The organism is Streptomyces maremycinicus, assembly GCF_001184025.1.
Lineage (GTDB): Bacteria > Actinomycetota > Actinomycetes > Streptomycetales > Streptomycetaceae > Streptomyces > Streptomyces maremycinicus.
Window position 1 is genome coordinate 120,287 of the sequence record NZ_BBYG01000012.1, and the last position, 20,027, is coordinate 140,313.

Sequence of the window (20,027 nt, forward strand, 5' to 3'; positions counted from 1 at the left end):
TGGCGATGTGGCGATCAGCCGAGGCGCCGGGGCTCGACGGCCGGGTGCGCTCACAGGCCGCGCCTGACGGAAGCACCGGTTCCGTAAAGGTGGCGCGAAGGTCCGGCGAAGTCCGGGCGGGCGGCGCGGCGGGCGCGGAGGCGGTCCACCGGGCGCGGGGACAGGTCAGGACAGGTGAGGACAGACGTTCTGTGTCACTTCGTGGTGCGACCTCCCTCTCATCCGGCGCCGCCGACCGGACCCCAGCCCTTAGACTCCCTCGCGTGACACGGTGCGGGTCGGTTGGCAAGATGGCCCGAACGGTCGGCAAGGTGCGGTAACAGGGAGGAAGCGACTCGTGAGCAGCAGGCCATCCCGAGGCGCTGCTCGCCTCGCAGCCATACTCGACGCACTTCCCGACGCGCTGGTGCTGGTCAACGCCAACGGGACCGTCGTCAACGCGAACACCATCGCGCTGGAGGCGTTCGAGACGCCGGGTACCGCGCTGGTGGGGCGGGGCCTTCTCGATCTGCTGCCGCAGTTCGACTCCAAGCTCATCCCCGGCTCCATGCGGCGCCCCGATCACATGGACCCGCGCGGCCGGACCAAGCCGACCCGGATGGTCGCGCGCCGCACCGACGGCAGCGAGTTCCCGGTCGAGGTCACCAGCGCCAACCTCGAGAACGGCCAGCAGGCCTACGACGGCTACGGCTACTCCTCCGCCTCCGACGAACTGCTGATGCTCGTCGTACGCGACCTGTCCGGGACCGTCGACACCGAGGCCGAACTGGCGCGTTCGCAGCGGCAGACCGAGATGATCCTGAGGGCCGCCTCCGAGGGCGTCGTGGGCACCGACACCGACGGGCGGATCGTCCTCGTCAACCCGGCCGCCGCCCAGATACTGGGATACCGGGCCAGCGACCTCGGCGCCAAGGAACTGCACACCCTCGTGCTGCACTCGCGCGCCGACGGCTCGCCGTTCCCGTACGACGAGTCGCCGCTCGCCGACACCCTGCGCTCCGGGCGCAAGCACCGGGTGCGCGGCCAGGTGCTGTGGTCCAAGAGCGGCGACCGGGTGGCCGTCGATCTGACGACCGCGCCCGTGCGCGACGGCGATCAGCTCGTCGGCGCCGTCATGACCTTCACCGACCGGCGGCCCTTCGACGCGCTCGCCGAGGAGAAGGACGGCGTCGAGAAGCGGCACGCGGAGGAGTTGGAGAAGCTCTCCGAGGAGCACGCCTCCGACCTCACCGCGCTGCGCCAGCAGCACGTCACCGAGCTCGAGGAGCTGCGCGAGCGGCACGAGGAGGAGCTCGCGGCCGGCGAGGAGCGCTACGCCTCGCTCGGCGAGCGGGAGAAGGACCGGTACGAGGCGCTCGCCGGGCGGCACGAACAGCTGCTCACCCTGCTCGGCGGGTCCCTGCGCGGCCCCCTGGACGAACTGCGCCGCGAGCTCGCCGCGCTCGCCGCGGACGACGCCGGTCAGCTCTGGCCCGAGGCCAACCAGGTGCTGCACCACCTGTCCGCCGGTTACTCGCGGATCACCACGCTCATCGACAACGTGCTCGGCTACCAGCGTCTGGACACCGGGGCGGAGGTCGTCGCCCGGACGAAGGTGATGCTCGACGCCGTCGTCGCCGCCGGTGTCGACGGCGCGGTGGATCTCATCGGGCCCGGACGGGTGCAGTTCGCCGTGCACGCGCCGCCCATCGAGGCCGAGGTCGACGCGCGGCTCCTCGCGACCGCGCTCGCGCACCTCGTGGCGGACGTCGCGGGCGTCGACGCCACCGGCAACGCGCCTGTCTCCGCGGGCGGTTACATGGACAACACGGTCGTGGTGGCGGCGGCCCAGCGCGGCGAGGTCGTACGCATCGAGGTGCGCGGGCCCTACGCCGGCGGCGACCCGGTGCACGAGCCGATCGTGCGGGGGATCGTGCGGGCGCACGGCGGCGTGCTCCAGACGCACGAGGTGCCGGGCATGAGCGGCAGCGCGTACGTGCTGGAGGTGCCGTTGGGCGGTGGCGCGGGGGCCGTGGCGGCTCCGGCGGCCACGGCCCTGCCCGCTCTGGCGGCCGGTGACGGCGCCGCCGACGCGGTCCCGGCGGAGGACACCGCGGGCGAGTACGGCGCCGGTGGGCGCCGACGGGCCCGGCGGTCCTCCGTGGACGCCTTCCTGGAAAGCGACGGGCCTGCCGCGGAGGGCGGCGCCGACGCGGACGCGGCGGTTCCGACCGGGCGGCGGCGCAGGCGCGCCGGGGCCCCGGCCGCCGAGGAGACACCGGGTGACCTGGTGCCCGGCACGGACGAGGCCGAGGGCCCGGAGGGCTCCGGCGGCACCGGGCGACGGCGTGGGCGGTCGGCCGAGGTCGCCGTCATGGGGGCCGACGCGGGACCGGCCGTCGGGGTCGACGGAGCGGTGAGCGAGGGGGCCGTCCTCACCGCCGCCGAGCACGCGGCGGGAACCGCGGCCTCGGGTACGGGACTCGGCGGCACCGTGCCGCCGCAGGGCGTACCGGCGCCGGGTGGCCAGCGTGCCCCCCACGCCCCGGACGGCCGGCAGCCGCAGAACGCGCTGGAGCCCGCGCTGCCCGCGCTCGCCGGCGCTCCGGCCGAGACCCCCGGGACGGGTCCGGGCACGGGTCCGGGGTCCATGGCACCGGCTCAGGCGCAGGACGGGCAGCCGACGGGCAGGCGACGACGCGCCCTGGCCGCCGCCAACGAGCGTGCCGCCGCGCAGGAGGCGGGGCCGCGCTCGGTGTTCGCCCTGCCGCCCGCACAGGCCGACCGGGTGCCGGACGGTTCCGTCGGCGCGGGTGCGGCAGCCCAGATCGCACAGTCCCCTCAGGCCGCACAGTCCCCGCACACCGCGCAGTCCCCTCAGGCCGCGCCTGACCAGCAGACCGCCCAGGCCGCCGCCCGGACAGCGGGGCCGATCCCGATGCCCGCTCCGGGTCCGGTGCCCGGTCCGGTTCCGGGAGCCGTGCAGCCGCTGGGCGCGGTCCAGGTACCCGCACAGGCACCCGTTCCCCCGCAGGGCCAGGCGCCCGTTCCCCCGCAGGGGCAGGCGCCCGTTCCCCCGCAGGGGCAGGCGCCCGTGCCGGCTCAGGGCCAGGCGCCCGTGCCGGCTCAGGGGCTGGTTCCGGTTCAGGGGTCGGTTCCGGGTTCCGTCGGGGATTCCGCGCTCGACCACGGGCGGCACGACGCCGTCCCGCACGACCAGGCCGACGACCACACCCCGCCCCAGCCGCACCCCACGAACGCGCCCACGGGCCGCCGTCGACGGGCCGTGGCGCAGGCCGCGGAGGCCGCCGCCCCGGGGCAGGTCCAGCCGCAGCCCGCCCCTCAGCCGCAGCAGGCAGGGCAACCGGTCGCCGCCGTCGCACAGCCCGCCCCCGCGCCCGCGCAGCCGGTTCCGGCAGCCGGGCCCGTCCCGGGTCAGCCGCTGCCGGGTCAGCCGACCGCAGGTCAGCCGCTCCCCGCGCAGGCCGCACCGGGCCAGGCCGCCCCCGCTCCCGTCCCGAACGCCCCCGTCCCGAACCCGCCCGGGCCGAACCCGCCCGGGCAGGGGCAGCCGCTCCCGGCCGAAGCGGCCCCGGCAGCGGGCCCCGCGGCGCCGCGGCCCGCACCGGCGGCGGCGACGCCGAGCGGTGGGACCCCGCTTCCGCCCGAGGCCGCCGTCGGGCAGCCGCGGGTGGCGCAGCCGCTGCCCGCCGAGGCCGCGGCGGGCCGGCCGCTGGACCCCAACTCGACGCAGGGACGGGCGATCAGCGTGCGCACCCTGGGTCAGGGCGTGCCGTTCACCCGGCAGGCCGCCCAGGTGCAGCAGGCTCAGCAGCTTCAGCAGGCGCAGCAGGCGCAGGGGTTGAGTCACTCGCAGCCGGGGCTGCCGTCGGCGCAGTCCACGGCCACTCCCGCCCCGCACAGCCCGGGTGGTTCCGGGCGGCGCCGCAAGCTCGGGACTCCGCCCGACCCGACGACGCGGCCGGAGCAGACGGCGCGTCCGCACCCGTCGGCCGAGCAGCCCGCCGCGGCCCAGCCCCCGGCGCAGGCGCAGGCGCAGCCCGCCGCGGCAGCCACGCCCACGCCGGCCCCCGTACCGCATCCCTCTCTCGCGGGTCAGTCGCGGCTCGTGCCCGGTGGACCGGGCGGGCCGGGAACCGAGGGTGCCGGGCGGTCGTACGCCATAGGGGCTCCGGACGAGAACGCCGCCGAGGGACCGGAGCCGCTGGACGGACCCGGTGGGGCCGTCGAGGTGGCGGATCCGCCGCGGCCGCAGCCACTGGACGACGAGCTGCCGCCGGAGCCGCTGGACAACCCGCGTCGGCTGCTGGTGTGGCCGGCGCCGGACGTCGGTACGCAACAGGCGCTCAGCGACCGCGGCTACCGGCCGGTGATCGTGCACTCGCGCGAGGAGGTCGACGCGCAGATCGCCGCCTTCCCGGCCGCGCTGTTCGTGGACCCGCTGACCGGGCCGATCACCCGTACCGCGCTTCAGTCGCTGCGTACGGCCGCGGTGGCCGCCGAGGTTCCGGTGCTGGTCACGGCCGGGCTCGGACAGGCGACGCGCGAGGCGGCGTACGGCGCCGACCCCGCCGTCCTGCTGAAGGCGCTCGCGCCGCGCGACAGCGAGCAGCACCCGCCGCGGGTGCTGCTCATCGAGGAGCACGCCGAGATCGCCCTCGCCCTGACCTCGACGCTGGAGCGGCGCGGGATGCAGGTGGCGCGGGCGGCGAGCGACGCGGACGCCGTCACGCTCGCCGGGCAGCTGCGGCCGAACCTGGTCGTGATGGACCTGATGCAGGTCCATCGGCGCCAGTCCGGGATTCTCGACTGGCTGCGGGCCAACGGCCAGCTCAACCGCACCCCGCTGGTCGTCTACACGGCCGCCGTCGACCCGGCGGACCTGCCGCGGCTGGCGTCGGGGGAGACGGTCCTCTTCCTCGCCGAGCGGTCGACCAGCGCCGAGGTGCAGAGCAGGATCGTGGACCTGCTGGCCCGGATCGGCACCAACTAGGACCCGGCCCGGCGAGCCGGACGGGCCCGGGAGGCCCGGCGGGCTGGACCGGGCGGGTCCGTCGGGTGCCTCCTACCGGGCGACCATCCGCCGCGCCGCCTCCTTGATGGAGGCGCGCAGGCGCTCGCGGTCGGCGTCCTCGGAGCCCGCCAGGATGCGGCTCATCTGGGGGACGAACGCAGCCCAGTTGGCCATCGCGATCAGCAGGAAGAAGAGGTCGGGGGCCGGGATCGCGTCGGAGATCACGCCCCGGTCCTGGCCGTCCTGGATGGCGGCGACCTTGAGCGCGTAGTGCTCCTGGCGTTCCGTCTCGTCGGGGAGCAGCTCGGTACCGCCGTACTCGATGCCCTCCCAGTACAGGAGCCGCAGCAGCTCGGGGTGGGCGCCGTGGTAGTCCATCACCCGGTCGAGCCAGCCCTCGATGTCGTCCGGGTCGACGGGGACGGCGGCGGCGAGGTCCAGCATGCGGCGGCCGAGGACCTGTGAGAACAGCTCGGCCTTGTTGCCGAAGTAGGCGTAGATGAGCTGCTTGTTCGCCTTGGCTTCGGCGGCGATGCGGTCGATGCGGGCGCCCGCGATGCCGTGGCGGGCGAACTCCGCGACGGCGGCGTCGAAGATCCGGGCTCGGGTGGCCTCGGGATCCCTGGTGGTTGCCATGGAACCATCGTAGCCAGGGAACTAACCAACTGGTTGGTTGACAGGGAATTCACGCGCGCCGCAGACTGTTTCCCCCTTGTTCCAACCAACTGGTTAGTTGCTAGAGACGCAAGAAGGAGGACGTCCGCCATGCCGTCCGAAGTCACACAAGTCCGAGAAGCGGGCGAGGACGTCGCCCCCTCGGCGGTCGCGGGCCGCCGCAACGGGCTCCTCCTCGTCCTCATCGCCCTCTGCACCGCCGTCACGGCCGCCAACATCTACCTCGCTGCCCCGCTGCTCCCCCTCATCGCCCACGACTTCGACTCGGCGCCGTCGGCCGTGGCCTGGATCGCCTCCGTCGCCCAGTTCGGCTACGCGGCCGGGCTGCTGTTCTTCGCCCCGCTCGGCGACCGCGTGAACCGGCGCCGTCTGGTCGCCGTCCTCTCCCTGGTCACCGCGGGAGCCCTGGTCGCCGCGGCCACCGCCGCCGGGACCGGCGCGCTCGCGGCCGCCGTGCTCGTCGCCTCCGCGGCGACCGTCGTCCCGCAGCTCCTCGTGCCGCTGGTCGCCGCCCGCGCGCCCGCCGACCGGCGCGCCCGGCACGTGGCCGCCGTCATCGCCGGGCTGTTCACCGGCATCGTCGCGGCCCGCGTGCTCGGCGGGCTCGCCGGGCAGGCCTTCGGCTGGCGGGCGGTGTTCGTGGGCGCGGCCGTCCTCACCACGGTCCTGGGCCTGCTGACCGCGGCGGCGCTCCCCACCGAGGACCGCCGCCCCCGCGAGGGCCATCTCTTCACCGGGCTCACCGCGATGCCGGGCCTGGTGCGGCGCTCGCCCGACCTGTGGCGGGCCTGCGTGCGGCAGGCCGGGATGTACGGCGCCTGGAGCGCCCTGTGGACCTCGCTGGCCCTGCTGCTGACGGGCGAGGAGCCCTACGGCCTGTCGACCGCGACCGCGGGCCTCTTCGGCCTCTTCGGCCTGGCCGCCAGCGTCGTCGCGCCCCTGGCAGGCGGTCTGGTCGACCGCTTCGGCGCCGCCAAGGTCGTCCGCAGCGCGTATCTCCTCGCCGCGGTCTCGGTCCCGCTGTTCTGGCTGGGCGGGCAGGTGCTCGCGGCGCTCTTCGTGGCCGCGATCGTGATCCACGCGGCGCTCGTCGCCTCCCACGTCGCCAACCAGACCCTCGCCCTGACGACCACCTCCGCCCCGGCGACCGCCAACAGCGCCTATGTCGTCGCCGGGTTCGCGGGCGGCGCGACCGCCTCGGCCCTGGCCGGCCTCGCCTTCACCCACTTCGGCTGGACCGGCGTCGTCGCGGTCGCGGGCGCGTGGCTGCTCCTGGGCTGGACGACGACGTCCGTACGACGCTGATCTCCGCACGACGCGGCGGGCTCCGTACGACGGGGACGTCCGTACGCCACCGCCGTCCGTACGACGGCGATCCGCGGACGACGGTGATCCGCGGACGTGAGGAGACGGTGGACGCCGGGCAGGGGCCGCGAGGTGCCCTGCCCGGCGTACCCGCCGCTCGGGCGGTCAGAGCCGGGTGACGTCCAGCTCGCCCTCCGCGTACCGCCGGCGCAGCACCTTCTTGTCGAACTTGCCCACGCTCGTCTTCGGGACCGCTTCGATGATCGTCCAGCGCTCCGGGAGCTGCCACTTGGCGATCTGCCCCTCGGCGGCGAGGAAGGCACGCAGGGCCTCGAAGTCCGCGGTGGCGCCCTCCCTGAGGACGACCGTGGCCAGCGGGCGCTCGCCCCACTTGTCGTCCGGGACGGCCACGACGGCGGCCTCGGTGACGTCCGGGTGGGACATCAGCGCGTTCTCCAGGTCCACCGACGAGATCCACTCGCCGCCGGACTTGATGACGTCCTTCGCGCGGTCGGTGAGGGTGAGGAAGCCGTCGGGGGAGATGGTGCCGACGTCGCCCGTCTTCAGCCAGCCGTCCTCGCTGAACTTGTCGGCGGGGCGCAGGGGCTCACCGTCGGGTCCGTTGTAGTAGGCGCCGGCGATCCATGTGCCGCGCACCTCCAGCTCGCCCGCGGACTCGCCGTCCCAGGGGAGGCGTTCGCCGCCGGGGCCCGTGAGGCGGCCCTCGACACCGGCCGGGAAGCGGCCCTGGGTGAGGCGGTAGCCGAGTTCCTCGTCGGTGCCGACCGCGTGGGCCGGCGGACGGGCGACGGTCCCGAGCGGGGAGGTCTCCGTCATGCCCCAGGCGTGGCAGACCCGCATGCCCAGCTCGTCGAACGCGGTCATGAGGGAGGGCGGACAGGCCGATCCGCCGATGGTGACCTGGGTGAGGGAGGAGACGTCGCGCGGCTTGGCGGTGAGCTCGGCCAGCAGGCCCTGCCAGATGGTGGGGACGGCGGCCGCGTGGGTCGGTTTCTCGCTCTCGATCATCTCGGCGAGGGGCACTGGCTGGAGGAAGCGGTCCGGCATCAGCATGTTGATGCCGGTCATGAAGGTGGCGTGCGGCAGTCCCCAGGCGTTGACGTGGAACTGCGGGACGACGACGAGCGAGGTGTCCTGGTCGGTCAGGCCCATCGACTCGGCCATGTTCACCTGCATGGAGTGCAGGTAGATCGAACGGTGGCTGTAGACCACGCCCTTGGGGTCGCCGGTGGTCCCGGAGGTGTAACACATGGCGGCGGCCTGGCGTTCGTCCAGCTCGGGCCAGTCGTAGGTCCGCGGCTTGTCCGCGATCAGCTCCTCGTACTCGTGCACGCGCGCGTGGGCGCCGTCGAGGAGCGAGCGGTCGCCCGGACCGGAGACCACGATGTGCTCCAGGGTGGGCAGCTTCGGCAGCAGGGGCGCGAGCAGCGGGAGCAGCGAGCCGTTGACGATGACGACCTTGTCGGCGGCGTGGTTGACGATCCACACCAGCTGCTCGGCCGGGAGGCGCAGGTTGAGGGTGTGCAGCACCGCGCCCATGGAGGGGATCGCGAAGTACGCCTCCACGTGCTCGGCGTTGTTCCACATCAGGGTCGCCACCCGGTCGTCGCCGCGGACGCCGAGGTCGTCGCGCAGGGCGTTCGCCAGCTGTATCGCGCGGGTGCCCGCCTCGGCGAAACTGCGCCGCTGCGGTTCGCCCTCACCTGTCCAGGTGGTGATCCGGGAGCGGCCGTGCACCAGCACACCGTGCTCGAGGATGCGGGTGACGGTCAGCGGTACGTCCTGCATGGTGCTCAGCACGGCGTCCTCCCAGGGCGGCGACATTGCCTACGCGGTGGTAACGGTTGTGCTGATTCTGCGCACATACCGCGCGGTATGTCACTAGGGAGCGGTGATCGATCAGATCACGTCAGGCCCCGATCGCGGCCGGGCCGGAGATCCAGCCCTCTTCGGCGGGCCCCGTCAGCGGACGAGAACCAGCTCGGGGTCCTCGCGCAGTTTGCCGAGCGCCCTCGACACCGCCGACTTCACCGTGCCCACCGAGACACCGAGCACCTCGGCCGTCTGCACCTCACTGAGGTCCTCGTAGTACCTGAGGACGACCATCGCCCGCTGCCGCGCGGGCAGCTTCATGATCGCCCGCCACATGGCGTCGTGCAGCGCCTGCCGCTCCGCCGGGTCGTCCGCGCAGACGAGCGGCTCCGGCTCCGGCAGCTCGTCGCAGACGAACTCGTCGACCTTGCGCTTGCGCCACTGCGACGTACGGGTGTTCAGCAGGGCACGGCGGACATAGCCGTCGAGCGCCCGGTGGTCCTCGATCCGCTCCCACGCGACGTAGGTCTTGGCGAGCGCGGTCTGGAGCAGGTCCTCCGCGTCGCTCGGGTTCGCGGTCAGCGACCGTGCGGTGCGCATCAGCACCGGCTGTCGGGCCCTGACGTACGACGCGAAGGACGGGTACGGAGAAGGCCGCGTCATGCCGTGCGAAGCGCTGGTGCAGACGGGTGTGGTCATGGCTCCACGCTAGGTTCACGGCCCGCTCGGGCGGATCGGCCGCAGGTCCCGAAGCCGGATCCCTCTCAGGTTGTAGGGGTGGTGCCCGCCCCACCTCCTGAAGGTGGACGGGACGACGGCGACTACTCCGGGATGACCCCTGGGTGCTCATCCCTCCACGGCTCCGTCCGCGGTCAGGACCAGGCCCGACGTCGGCACCCCGGTCCCCGCCGTCACCAGGGTCCGGGCGGCCCCCGGCACCTGGTTCACGGACGTGCCGCGCAGCTGCCGTACGGCTTCGGCCACCCCGTTCATCCCGTGGAGGTAGGCCTCGCCGAGCTGACCGCCGTGGGTGTTCAGCGGCAACCGGTCCTCCGCGACGAAGGCCGGGGCCTCGCCCGGGGCGCAGAAGCCGAACTCCTCCAGCTGCATCAGCACGAACGGGGTGAAGTGGTCGTACAGGATGCCCACGTCGATGTCGGCCGGCGCCAGACCGGAGCCGCGCCACAGCTGGCGGGCGACCACGGACATCTCCGGCAGGCCCGTCAGGTCGTCGCGGTAGAAGCTGGTCATCTGCTCCTGGGACCGGCCGGCGCCCTGGGCCGCCGCGGTGACCACGGCGGGCGGCTGCCGCAGGTCCCGGGCCCGCTCCACCGAGGTGACGACCAGCGCCTGGCCGCCGTCCGTCTCCTGGCAGCAGTCCAGCAGCCTGAGCGGCTCGGCGATCCAGCGCGAGGCCGCGTGGTCGGCGCGGGTGATCGGCCGGCCGTGGAAGTACGCCGCCGGGTTCGCCGCCGCGTGCCGGCGGGCCGTCACGGCGACCGGCCCGAAGGCGTCCTCCGGCGTCAGCCCGTACGCGTACAGATAGCGCTGCGCCGTCATCGCCACCCAGGAGGCGGGGGTGAGCAGGCCGAACGGCAGCGTCCAGCCGAGGGCCGTCCCCTCCGCCGACGGCTCGCGGTGCCGCACACCCGAGCCGAAGCGCCGTCCCGACCGCTCGTTGAAGGCGCGGTAGCAGACCACGACCTCGGCCACCCCGGCCGCGACGGCGAGCGCCGCCTGCTGCACGGTCGCGCAGGCCGCCCCACCGCCGTAGTGGACCCTGGAGAAGAACGACAGCTCGCCCATGCCGCAGGCCTGCGCCACGGTGATCTCGGGGCTGGTGTCCATCGTGAACGTCACCAGCCCGTCCACGTCGGCGGGCGTGAGGCCCGCGTCGGCGAGGGCCGCCCGCACCGACTCCGCCGCCAGCCGCAGTTCGCTGCGCCCCGAGTCCTTGGAGAACTCCGTGGCCCCGATACCGACGATCGCCGCCCGGCCACCCAGGGAGTCCCGCGTCCGCACACTCATCCCACACCGCCCGGCCGACCGTCGGACGGGTCCGGGGCCGGGGTCGGAGCCAGGCCCGGAACTGTCACCGTCACCGTCCCGGTGACATGTCGGCCGATCCCGTTGTCCCCGGTGACCCGCACCACGGCGGTGTCCCCTTCGACCTCCTCGACCCTGCCCCGCAACACCATGGTGTCCCCGGGGTGGTTGGGCGCCCCGAGCCGGACGGCGACCTTGCGGAGCACGGCCGCCGGGCCGAAGTGGTCGGTGAGGTAGCGGCCCACCAGGCCGTTGGTGGTCAGGATGTTCATGAAGATGTCCGGGGACCCCTTGGCGCGGGCCAGTTCGGGGTCGTGGTGGACGTCCTGGAAGTCCCGCGAGGCGAGGGCGCCGGCGACGATCAGGGTGCGGGTGATCGCGATCTCCAGCGGCGGCAGCTCGTCACCGGCCCTCACGCGGCCGCCTCCCCCGCGCGCGGGCGGAACACGGGCAGCACCGAATCGTCGTCGTAGGCCCGGAACTCCAGCTCCACCGGCAGGCCGATCCGCACCTTGTCGTAGGGCACGTCGACCACGTTGCTGACGATCCGGACGCCCTCGGCGAGCTCGATCAGGCCGATCGCGTAGGGCGGGGAGAAGGCCGGGAAGGGCGGGTGGTGCATGACGACGTACGAGTAGACCGTGCCCTCGCCGCTCGCCTCGACGGTGTCCCACCCCGCCGAACCGCAGGTGCCGCACCCGGGGAGCCAGGGGAAACGGAGCGTGGCGCACGCGGTGCAGCGCTGGACGAGGAGGCGGTGGCGTCGGACGCCCTCCCAGAAACCGGCGTTGTCCCGGTTGACGACGGGCCGCGGCCGCCGCGCTGCTTCCTGCCGGCCCCGGTCCTGGTTCCGGTCCCCGTCCTGGTTCCGGTCCCCGTCCTGGTTCCGGTCCTGGTCCCGGTCCTTCAGGTCGTGCCCGGCCGGCGCGTACTTGAGGATGCGGAAGCGGTGGGTGCCGGCCGACGCGCCGCCCACCCGGATGTCCGTCCGGGTCGTGACGAAGTACCCGGTGCCCAGCTTGGTGGTCTTCCGCCCCGAGACCGACTCGATCACCGTGTCGAAGGTGACCTCGTCCCCCGGCCGCAGCGGGCGCAGGTACTCCTGCTCGCAGTCGGTGGCGACGACAGAGGTGCAGCCCGCCTCGTCGAGGAGCGCGAGCAGCTCGCCGTAGGCCCGCGCGCGGCCCCCGTGGCCGCTCAGGCCGCCCATGATCCACGCCTGGAGCATGGTGGGCGGGGCGATCGCGTCGGGGCCGGTGTACGCCGGGTTCCGGTCGCCCATCGCCTCGCACCAGTGCCGGATCATGGGCGCGTTGACCGGGTCCCGGCCGACGCCCGCGACCGTCGCGGCGCGGCCCTCGTAGGCCTTGAGCCGCGTGTGCAGCTCGTCCTCGTCCCGCGTGGGGAACTCGTCGTCCACGGCCGTACTCCTTCCGCGGGAAAGGCTCACCGGGGCTCACCGGGAACGGTTTCTGACTGTCCGTCAGATGCCGCCGCCTGTCAAGGTCACTCCCGGGTGCGGAGGCAGGCCGGCAGACGCGTACGGATGCGCGCACGAAGACGCGTCCGCGTAGGCCGTCTCGGACACCGAGGTCGAGTACCGGGAGGGCGACGCGTCCAGAAACGCCTGCGCGGCGGTACCGAAGTACCGCCGCGCAGACGCGTTGCCCCCCACACACGCCCCCCACCCGGCGCGAAGCTCCCCTCCCCCGGGGCCGGCGCCGGACACCCGCACCCTCAGGCCACCGCCCCGGTCACCACCACAGCGGGGTGAAGGTGACCCCGACATTGCTGTTGCCCTGGTTGATCGCCGTGAACGCGGACCCGTTGACCTGCGCGGAGTTGTTCTGGTTCGAGGCGCCCGAGCCGACGGCGTTCTGCTGGGTGGTGGCCGAGTTGCCCCTGTTGTCGTGCCCGATACCACTGCCGACGACGCTCGCGACACCCGCGTTCGATCCGTCGTCCGCGAAGCCGCCGTTGTCCGCCACCGCGGCGCCGGAGAAGAGGGCGGCTGCCAGCGGGAGGGCGGAGACGGCGGCGATGACGCGGGCGGTACGGATGCTTGCCATGTGATTCCTCCAGAACGGAAGTACGTGCATACCCGGGACACATGAGGCGCACGCGGCGCGCGACCTGCACGGAGGGCATGAAGTACGGCTTTTGCCCGGGCAGTTGGCCGACCGCCCCGGCGCTTGTGACGACGTCGCGAGTCCAGAGTTGCCCACGGACCACCGGCGAACCACCCCGGAAGCCGCTATTCGCACTCAAGCGTGATGACAAGTCGATAAACCCCCCATGCCATGTTTCCTGCCCGATACCCCATAACCCCCGGCAAGTCGGACACCCATCCGCCGGGCCCCGCACCAGGCGAAGCGTTCCCTCAGAGTTCCGGCACCTTTCCGCCTCCACCGCCCCTCCTCGGGCGCGTCGCACCCCACCCTCTTCCCTTTATCGAACACCTGTACGACACTGGATTCATGGCCACCACCGACCGGTACCCCCGGCAGGCCACCACGCTGGCCCTCGCCCACGCCCTGTCGGCCGCCGAACGCGGCCTGGCCGTCATCCCCCTGTCCCGGACGAAACTCCCGGCCCTGCGCTCCCCCCACCGCGACACACCCGAGCCCGCGGGGCCGCCCTGCCACGGCGAGTGCGGCCGGTTCGGCCACGGCGTGTACGACGCCTCGACCGACCCGGCCCGCATCCGCGCCCTGTTCGCCGCCGCGCCCTGGGCCACCGGCTACGGCATCGCCTGCGGCCTGCCCCCGCACCACCTCATCGGCGTCGACCTGGACACCAAGTCGGACACGGACTCCACGGCCGCCCTGCGCGAACTGGCCCTGCGGCACCTCTTCACCATCCCGCCCACCGTCGTGGTCCTCACCCCGTCCGGCGGACGGCACCTGTGGCTCACCGGCCCGCCGGACGTCGTCGTCCCCAACTCGGCCGGCCGACTCGCCCCCGGCATCGACATCCGGGGCGCCGGCGGCTACCTGGTCGGCCCCGGCTCCCGCACCGCCCACGGCGTCTACGCCACCGCTCCCGGCACCGCCCACCTCACCCCCGCGCCCTGCCCGCGCTCCCTCCTGCGCCTGCTGCTGCCACCGCCGCGCTCCTCCCGCCCGGGCCTCGGCTCGGCGGCGGGCGGCGCACACGGCAGGGGCCTGGTCCAGTTCGTCCTGGCCGCCCATGAGGGGCAGCGCAACACACGGCTGTTCTGGGCGGCCTGCCGGGCCTACGAGGACGGCATCGGCCCGGAGTTGACCGAGGACCTGGTCGACGCCGCCGTACGGACCGGCCTGACGGCACGGGAGGCACGCGGGACCATCACATCGGCGGCCCGCATGACCGCCCACCGCCCCGAACCATGACGGCCCCGGCGCTCCGCCGTACACCGGCCGAGTCGGAGCAGGCTCCCGCCCCCGCCGAGCGCCGACACCGCAGCGCCACCGGCGCACGGCCGGACACCTCGATCCCGGCAAGCACGGCACCGCGGGTACCGCCCCACCCCGCATCAGGACTGCCGCCGGGGATAACCTGCCCCTCCGTTCAACGCTCCCCGGAGGCTCCCGTGCACACCACCGTCTTTCTGCTGCGGAGCACGCTGGGCCTCGGCGGCGGCCTGGTGGGCAGCTGGGAACTGTCCCGCCAGGCGTCGGGACCGGGCTGGAGAAAGCCCCGCCTCTACACCGCCCTGGCCGCACTCGCCCTCGCGGGCCTCCTCACCGCCTAGCCCCAACTGTTCTTCGCACCCACTCCGTCGGGACTCTCATCAGGTACCCATCGTGGTGAGATCGCGGGTATGTCCGACCCCTTGGTGCCCGGTTGGCCGCCTGTTCTACTTCACGCATGACGATCACGATCTGCGTCTTGGCCGGCTGGGCGATCGGGACAGTGCTCGTGGCACGGCGGGCGCGGCGGGCTGCTGAACGGGCCGCGGCAGGCGAAGCGGTCTTCTTCCTGGTCGGGGCCAACGGCCGGACGAGGGACGCCGGTACAGCCTGGGCCGGGTGCGGACCGGGAGCGAGTTCCGATGGCAGCCTCGCCGGCCGTGGACGCGGCTGCGCGAACTGCCGGCCGACCTGCGCTTTGTCCGCGCACGTCGTGCGACGTCCCGCGAGACGTGGCGGATCCCGTTCGGCGCGCTGGTGATCGAGTGTGAGTCGTCTCGAGGTCCGGTAAGGCTGTGGGCCCGCCCGCAGCAGTTGGCACAGGTCGTGGAGATGATCGGGCGCCCGGACACCCCGGACCTGTCGACCCCTTAGGCGGACACCGGCCGACAGCCAACGCCCATGACGACGGCCCCCGACCGATTCACCTGGTCAGGGGCCGTCCGTACCGCTCTCGACGCGGTGGGTGTGGGATTTGAACCCACGGTGACATCGCTGCCACGACGGTTTTCAAGACCTCTCGGCGATAGGGATGGTGAGCCGCTCCACCGCAGGTCAGGCGGGTACGAGGACTCCGTCAGCGCCGTCGTCATCGTCATCGTGCCCGCTACGTGCCCCAGGCTCGTGATCGTGCCCGCTGAGCCAAGAGTCGGCCGCTTCGGCCACCTGGTCGTCGCGACCGGCGACCGGCCGGGCGTAGTGCCGGGTCGTGACGCTCGCGTTCGAATGGCCAAGGCGATGAGCGGCGGTCATCACGCCGTACCGGTCGGCCACCCAAGTGCCGTGCGAGGCCCGGAGGTCATGTGGAGTGACGTCGGTCAGCCCAGCCGCAGCCACGGCCGGGTCGAAGTACGCCTTGCGCCACTGGTTGTAGCGCAACGGCTTCCCCGCTGGCGTGGTGAACAGGAGCGTGTCATCCCCGCCGGGCAGAGTCTCCAAGTGCCGGCCGAGCCGCTGCGCCAGCGACGGGCCGACGCGAAGGAGCCGCTTCTGATGGGACTTCGGGGTGTCGAAGACCAAGGTGCCGTTGGCTTCGGCAAGGTTCTCGTCGACCAGGACGAAGCCGCCGGACACGTCGATGTCCGCGCGCCGGAGGGCGAACGCCTCACCTACACGCAGGCCCGCATACGCGAGGAGCGCGATCAGCAGTCCGTGAGGCTCGGCGGCACTCTGTACGACCCGTGAGGCTTCGAGCGGGGTGAGGATGTGCGGCTCGGTCTGTGGCATCCGAGGCAGCTTCACGCCCCGGCATGGCGTCTGCGGGATCATGCCGTTGTCGACGGCGGCCCGCATAACCTGCGACAGGACGCGGTACGCCTGCCGGATCCTGGAAGCGCTGAGCCCCTTGGTCTTCATCCCTCCGACCCACTCGGCAACCGTGATCGGCCGCAGGCTGGACAGCTCACGGTCCCCGAGAGCCGGGTTGATCAGCGAGTTGATCAGAGACCGGTACGAGGCCTGCGTCTTGTGCTTGAGCTGGGGGGAGACGGCTGCAAGCCACCGTGCCGCCCAGTCACGTACGAATGTCTGCCCCTCGGCGGGGTCGAGCCAGTGCCCTTCCTCGATCTCGATGCGCTTCCGGGCAAGCCACCGGTCGGCGTCCGTCGTGGTGGCGAACGTCCGGTCGGCCGGGCGGAGCACTCCATCGGGCCCGGGGTATCGAGCTTGGAAGCGGCCTGAGGGGAGCTTGCGGATCCGGCCGAAGGCGCGGCGGGACTTGCGCTTGCCAGCCATCAGGCCGCCCTCCTGAGCGCGTTGGGCCGAAGGGTGATCGGCTGCACGGTGTTCTCGGCCACGTACGCCTCAAGAGCCCATTCCGGGATCCGCACGTGTCGGCCGACCTTCACGAAGGTGATGCGACGTTCTTCAACAAGCCGACGGGGGAACCTCACGCCGGTACCGAGCCGATCGGCGACCTCCTGCACGCTCAACAGCCGATCCACACTCACCACTCCCCCTCAGCATCAAGATCAAGTTCAGATACGTCGGCCAGCGCTTCACGGGCCGTCTCTCGGTTCAGTCGGATCTCCTTTGCGATCGATGCGGCGAGCCAGGATTCGCCGGGGGAATGGCCATGCCCGGCGTAAGCCCAGTGGGCGAGCACGAGCGTGGAGCGTTCCGCGTCCTCCTGGTCTTCGGGCAGTCCTCGCTCCCTACGCTCCTGGCGGGCGCGGAAGTCGGCGCGGACCTGGCGCCGTTCGGCGAAGGTCGAGGAGTAGCGGCGGGACTTGGTGAGGAAGTGGCCGCGGAAGCCCAGCATGTGAGCCCAGGCCCAGAGCTTGCGGTCCGGGTAGTGCTGGTCAAGGGCATGACAGGCTCGGATCAGACGCCGAGTGTGGTCGGGCAGGTCCGGCCGCTTGTCGAGTTCGGAGAGCTCCCCGACGCGGCGGTCGACCGTGCCGGTGGACTCGGCGGCCTTGGTCGCGTACTTCGCGACGTACGCGGCCACGGCCTGTTCGTTCAGCTCCTGGCCGTCGGTGCCGATGGCCCGTACGTCGACCTGGGCACCCCAGCGCAGGACGCGCGCCGGGTGGTCATCGGCAGGCGCCACCGGGACGGAGACTCGGGCGGCGGCATCACGGATCGCATCCCCGAGCAGTGCCGTACTGGCCCACTCGGGCGGGGAGTCGTCGGGACCGGCCGGACCGTCCAGTCGGACGATGGCGTGGAAGTGGATCGCCCCGCGCTTCTGGAACTCGGCGACCTTGCCGAAGGAGATCCGGCAGACCTCCCGCAGCGTGGCCTGAGTGATGCCAGCGCGAGCGGCGATCTCCCGGCGGAGGTAGATCGTGAAGCGTCGCCAGAGGTCCCCGGCGTGGTTGTTCCAGAGAACGGCTCCGGCGTAGTCGTACGTGTCAGCGTCGAGCGCCGTGCCGAGTTCGGCGGCGTCCTCGGAGTGTGCGACACCGCAGCGGCAGCGACCGTTCTCGGGACGGTTGTGGACCGGCCCGAAGGAGGGCGCGGTCAGGGTGGCGAACACGCCGGGGTGGATGCGTACTCCGTCGGGGATTCCCATGCGCGGGTCACCGGTGAGTCCGGCGCGTATGAGGTGGTAGGCGTCGCCCGCGTACGTCCAGGCGCAGGAGGGGCAGCGGGAGGCCCGCCTATTGCCGCAGGCGACCCGCAGACGTCCGCCCGGCTCCTCGGCCGTGGAGTACGAGTAGAGGACGTCCCCGGTCAGGGCGTCACGGGTGACCGTCGTACCGGACAGGTGGATCGGGTCCGAGCAGCCACCCGTACGGCGTACCTGGTCGCGCCACCGGTCGAACCCGGGAGCCGAGGCGACCCGCAGCAGATCAGCCAGGGTCACGGGGTCGGTACCCATGAAGGCCGCAGCACCGGCCACGGCCTCAGGGGCGACGGGGAACACCGTCACTCGACCACCCCCGGAGCGTCGACGATCTCGACCTCCAGGACCTTCGCGCCGCCGCAGTCGGGGCAGTAGAGCTGGAATCCGGTGGTGTCGTAGCCGCTGCCCGCGCAGGCCGGGCATTCCAGCCACTCGGTGGTGCCGAAGGCCGTACGGCAGGCCTTCGCGTCCTGGCAGCGCGTCTTGCCGCACACCGCGCAGCTACGAGCCGTGCGGCGAATGATCCTCGGCGCTAAGACTCCGGTCGGCCGACCGGCGTGGATCAGCGAGACAGGCATGATGGAGGCTCCCTTGAAAGAGGGGTGGGGCGGCGCATCTGCTTGGCGGTAGGGGCGCCGCCCTTCTTCAGGGAGTGTTCACCTCCCTAGGGAGATTGAAACTAAACCTCCCTAGGGATGTCAACGGGACCTGCGAAGGGACGTGGGTTCGGGAAGTGATCGGGTACGCGTTCGTGCGTCCGGAAGGCGGTGGCGGGTAGGCTGACCACCCTAGGGAGCATCGACGAGTGGAGAGAGACATGCCCGAGACTGCGCGGCAGATTGCCGACGATCTCCGGGCGCGGATCGAGTCCGGTGAGCTGGTGCCGGGCGATCGGTTGCCCGGTGAACCCTCGCTGGTGAAGACGTACGGCGTCGCCAAGATGACCGCCAACCAGGCCTTGAAGATCCTCGTGAGTGAGGGCCTGGCGGTCGCGCGACCCGGATCCGGCACCTACGTCCGGGAGTTCAGGCCGATCCGACGGGTCGCGAACGACCGCCTCTCCAAGTCCCGCCGCGAGGCCGGTCAGTCCATCTGGTCTGCCGACGTGGCCCAGCGCCCCCTGGTCACCGACGTACAGGTCTATGAGGCCGAAGCTCCGCGCCAGATCGGGCGGTTGCTGAACCTCGAGCCCGGGGCAGCCGTCATCGTGCGGAGCCGGAAGTTCGTCGTCGAGGACCGTCCGGTGCAAATCGCGACGTCGTACCTCCCCGCGGACCTGGTCCGGGACACGGCGATCGCCCAGCCGAACACGGGCCCGGGAGGCAGTTACGCCCGCTTGGCCGAGCTGGGAGCGGAACCGGTCGCCTTCTCCGAGGAGCTGCGGGCGCGGATGCCGAGCGAGGAGGAGCGCACCGCCCTGAACCTCGCGGCCGGCACTCCGGTCCTGGAGATCTGCCGCACGGCCTTCACCGAGGACGAACGTCCCGTGGAGGTCAACCAGATGCTCCTGGACGCCGGTTCGTACGTCCTGGAGTACCGCCTGAGCAGCTGAGCTGTTACAGGAATCTCTACCTCATCAAGCACCCGTCGTCGCTTCGCTCCTCCGGGCGGGCGCGGGCCGCCGTCCGCGCCCGCGCTCATGTCTCCGCCCCGCTCGGCACGGCCGACGGCCCCCGCCCGCCCAAGAGGCAGGAACACGGAGCATGAGGTCAGAACACGTCGTGGCCGGGGCGGTCGGCTCCACGGCTTTAGGCAGCCACTTTGGGGGGAGCCTCGAAGATCATGGCCCCAACGTCGTGCTTTAACGGGCAGGTCCACAGACTGCCCGACTCGCCGGAAGCTTACGGGGCCATGATCACTCCCCCCAAAGCAGCTCCAGCCCAAAGCCGCTCCGCCGACCGCGCGCTACCGTGCACAGAGGGGGTGTTCATGATCGACCGAGATCTGCTCGCATATGAGCCAATGTGGACCACCGAACGCGATCGTTGGGAGCTCCATCAGACGAGCCTGGGCTACCTTCCGATCTTGAAGGGTGATCCGCCAGTGGCCGAACTCATCTGTGATGACGGCCTGGCAGACCAAGTGATCGCGAAGATGCTTGCTGCGGGCGTCGCAGTCGTAGCCCTGCCCGACTAGGCAGCGTGCCCCCGGCGTGCCCGATCGGGCGGGGAATCACGGGGAACAACGGCTACTC

The 20,027-nt window shown here is 72.5% G+C and carries 17 protein-coding genes and 1 tRNA gene; 6 read left to right on the forward strand and 12 right to left on the reverse strand.

All coding sequences use genetic code 11. The features are described from left to right. Nucleotides 1-337 precede the first annotated feature (337 nt). Complete coding sequence (locus AOQ37_RS13645) at nucleotides 338-4,993, forward strand: hybrid sensor histidine kinase/response regulator (protein ID WP_078890165.1); 4,656 nt, start codon at nucleotides 338-340, stop codon at nucleotides 4,991-4,993. A gap of 72 nt (nucleotides 4,994-5,065) precedes the next feature. Here the strand turns inward: AOQ37_RS13645 and AOQ37_RS13650 are convergent, their stop codons facing one another. Then, nucleotides 5,066-5,650, reverse strand: coding sequence for a TetR/AcrR family transcriptional regulator (locus AOQ37_RS13650; RefSeq protein WP_062644686.1), 585 nt, complete (start codon nucleotides 5,648-5,650; stop codon nucleotides 5,066-5,068). A 129-nt stretch (nucleotides 5,651-5,779) separates the two neighbouring features. On the opposite strand from AOQ37_RS13650, the gene AOQ37_RS13655 reads away from it, so the two are divergent. Then, nucleotides 5,780-6,994: an MFS transporter gene (locus AOQ37_RS13655; RefSeq protein ID WP_062644688.1), complete on the forward strand. Its 1,215-nt coding sequence runs from the start codon at nucleotides 5,780-5,782 to the stop codon at nucleotides 6,992-6,994. Nucleotides 6,995-7,159: 165 nt separating this feature from the next. Here AOQ37_RS13655 and AOQ37_RS13660 read toward each other — a convergent pair whose 3' ends face one another. The 6 genes from AOQ37_RS13660 to AOQ37_RS13685 form a co-directional block, all read right to left on the reverse strand. Continuing rightward, a complete protein-coding gene (locus tag AOQ37_RS13660) occupies nucleotides 7,160-8,815 on the reverse strand; it encodes a long-chain fatty acid--CoA ligase (RefSeq protein WP_062645118.1) in 1,656 nt (551 codons plus the stop codon). 162 nt (nucleotides 8,816-8,977) lie between these two features. After that, nucleotides 8,978-9,526 (reverse strand): SigE family RNA polymerase sigma factor, encoded by a 549-nt coding sequence (locus AOQ37_RS13665; protein ID WP_062644689.1) that lies wholly within the window; start codon nucleotides 9,524-9,526, stop codon nucleotides 8,978-8,980. A gap of 147 nt (nucleotides 9,527-9,673) precedes the next feature. Beyond that, on the reverse strand, nucleotides 9,674-10,855 hold the full coding sequence (locus tag AOQ37_RS13670; protein WP_062644690.1) for a lipid-transfer protein: 1,182 nt from the start codon (nucleotides 10,853-10,855) through the stop codon (nucleotides 9,674-9,676). Then, on the reverse strand, nucleotides 10,852-11,289 hold the full coding sequence (locus AOQ37_RS13675) for a MaoC/PaaZ C-terminal domain-containing protein (RefSeq protein ID WP_062644691.1): 438 nt from the start codon (nucleotides 11,287-11,289) through the stop codon (nucleotides 10,852-10,854). Before AOQ37_RS13675 ends, AOQ37_RS13670 begins: the two co-directional genes overlap by 4 nt. After that, a complete protein-coding gene (locus AOQ37_RS13680; RefSeq protein WP_062644692.1) occupies nucleotides 11,286-12,293 on the reverse strand; it encodes a bifunctional MaoC family dehydratase N-terminal/OB-fold nucleic acid binding domain-containing protein in 1,008 nt (335 codons plus the stop codon). The genes AOQ37_RS13675 and AOQ37_RS13680 overlap by 4 nt, the downstream gene beginning before the upstream one ends. 334 nt (nucleotides 12,294-12,627) lie before the next feature. Beyond that, a complete protein-coding gene (locus tag AOQ37_RS13685) occupies nucleotides 12,628-12,942 on the reverse strand; it encodes a hypothetical protein (RefSeq protein WP_062644693.1) in 315 nt (104 codons plus the stop codon). A gap of 408 nt (nucleotides 12,943-13,350) precedes the next feature. Here AOQ37_RS13685 and AOQ37_RS13690 point away from each other — a divergent pair, with 408 nt between their 5' ends. Next, the gene (locus tag AOQ37_RS13690; protein ID WP_062644694.1) at nucleotides 13,351-14,244 is read left to right on the forward strand and encodes a bifunctional DNA primase/polymerase; all 894 of its coding nucleotides are present in this window, start codon (nucleotides 13,351-13,353) and stop codon (nucleotides 14,242-14,244) included. Between the two features lie 200 nt (nucleotides 14,245-14,444). Beyond that, nucleotides 14,445-14,606 carry a hypothetical protein gene (locus AOQ37_RS40420; RefSeq protein WP_159401339.1) on the forward strand — a complete coding sequence of 54 codons (162 nt, stop codon included), beginning with the start codon at nucleotides 14,445-14,447 and terminating at the stop codon, nucleotides 14,604-14,606. Nucleotides 14,607-15,221: 615 nt separating this feature from the next. On the opposite strand, the gene AOQ37_RS40425 is transcribed toward AOQ37_RS40420, so the two are convergent. The 5 genes from AOQ37_RS40425 to AOQ37_RS13715 form a co-directional block, all read right to left on the reverse strand. Then, nucleotides 15,222-15,315, reverse strand: a tRNA-Ser gene (locus AOQ37_RS40425). Between the two features lie 3 nt (nucleotides 15,316-15,318). Beyond that, entirely contained in the window at nucleotides 15,319-16,497 is a 1,179-nt protein-coding gene (locus tag AOQ37_RS13700; protein WP_062644695.1) for a tyrosine-type recombinase/integrase, read from the reverse strand. Then, nucleotides 16,497-16,715: an excisionase family DNA-binding protein gene (locus tag AOQ37_RS13705; RefSeq protein ID WP_062644697.1), complete on the reverse strand. Its 219-nt coding sequence runs from the start codon at nucleotides 16,713-16,715 to the stop codon at nucleotides 16,497-16,499. Before AOQ37_RS13705 ends, AOQ37_RS13700 begins: the two co-directional genes overlap by 1 nt. Then, entirely contained in the window at nucleotides 16,709-18,088 is a 1,380-nt protein-coding gene (gene repSA, locus AOQ37_RS13710) for a replication initiator protein RepSA (RefSeq protein ID WP_062645119.1), read from the reverse strand. The genes AOQ37_RS13705 and repSA overlap by 7 nt, the downstream gene beginning before the upstream one ends. A gap of 47 nt (nucleotides 18,089-18,135) precedes the next feature. Beyond that, the gene (locus AOQ37_RS13715) at nucleotides 18,136-18,327 is read right to left on the reverse strand and encodes a hypothetical protein (protein WP_062644699.1); all 192 of its coding nucleotides are present in this window, start codon (nucleotides 18,325-18,327) and stop codon (nucleotides 18,136-18,138) included. 323 nt (nucleotides 18,328-18,650) lie between these two features. Here AOQ37_RS13715 and AOQ37_RS13720 point away from each other — a divergent pair, with 323 nt between their 5' ends. Both AOQ37_RS13720 and AOQ37_RS13725 read left to right on the forward strand, forming a co-directional pair. Further along, entirely contained in the window at nucleotides 18,651-19,385 is a 735-nt protein-coding gene (locus tag AOQ37_RS13720; protein WP_062644701.1) for a GntR family transcriptional regulator, read from the forward strand. A 377-nt stretch (nucleotides 19,386-19,762) separates the two neighbouring features. After that, nucleotides 19,763-19,969: a hypothetical protein gene (locus tag AOQ37_RS13725; protein ID WP_159401340.1), complete on the forward strand. Its 207-nt coding sequence runs from the start codon at nucleotides 19,763-19,765 to the stop codon at nucleotides 19,967-19,969. Nucleotides 19,970-20,027: the final 58 nt, after the last annotated feature.

What these genes read in the sequence shown, in the direction of transcription:
- AOQ37_RS13665 (WP_062644689.1), bottom strand. Translation starts at nt 9,526, where the DNA reads ATGACCACACCCGTCTGCACCAGCGCTTCGCACGGCATGACGCGGCCT.
- AOQ37_RS13650 (WP_062644686.1), bottom strand. Translation starts at nt 5,650, where the DNA reads ATGGCAACCACCAGGGATCCCGAGGCCACCCGAGCCCGGATCTTCGAC.
- repSA (WP_062645119.1), bottom strand. Translation starts at nt 18,088, where the DNA reads ATGGGTACCGACCCCGTGACCCTGGCTGATCTGCTGCGGGTCGCCTCG.
- AOQ37_RS13725 (WP_159401340.1), top strand. Translation starts at nt 19,763, where the DNA reads ATGATCGACCGAGATCTGCTCGCATATGAGCCAATGTGGACCACCGAA.
- AOQ37_RS13700 (WP_062644695.1), bottom strand. Translation starts at nt 16,497, where the DNA reads ATGGCTGGCAAGCGCAAGTCCCGCCGCGCCTTCGGCCGGATCCGCAAG.
- AOQ37_RS13720 (WP_062644701.1), top strand. Translation starts at nt 18,651, where the DNA reads ATGCCCGAGACTGCGCGGCAGATTGCCGACGATCTCCGGGCGCGGATC.
- AOQ37_RS13655 (WP_062644688.1), top strand. Translation starts at nt 5,780, where the DNA reads ATGCCGTCCGAAGTCACACAAGTCCGAGAAGCGGGCGAGGACGTCGCC.
- AOQ37_RS13670 (WP_062644690.1), bottom strand. Translation starts at nt 10,855, where the DNA reads ATGAGTGTGCGGACGCGGGACTCCCTGGGTGGCCGGGCGGCGATCGTC.
- AOQ37_RS13690 (WP_062644694.1), top strand. Translation starts at nt 13,351, where the DNA reads ATGGCCACCACCGACCGGTACCCCCGGCAGGCCACCACGCTGGCCCTC.
- AOQ37_RS13685 (WP_062644693.1), bottom strand. Translation starts at nt 12,942, where the DNA reads ATGGCAAGCATCCGTACCGCCCGCGTCATCGCCGCCGTCTCCGCCCTC.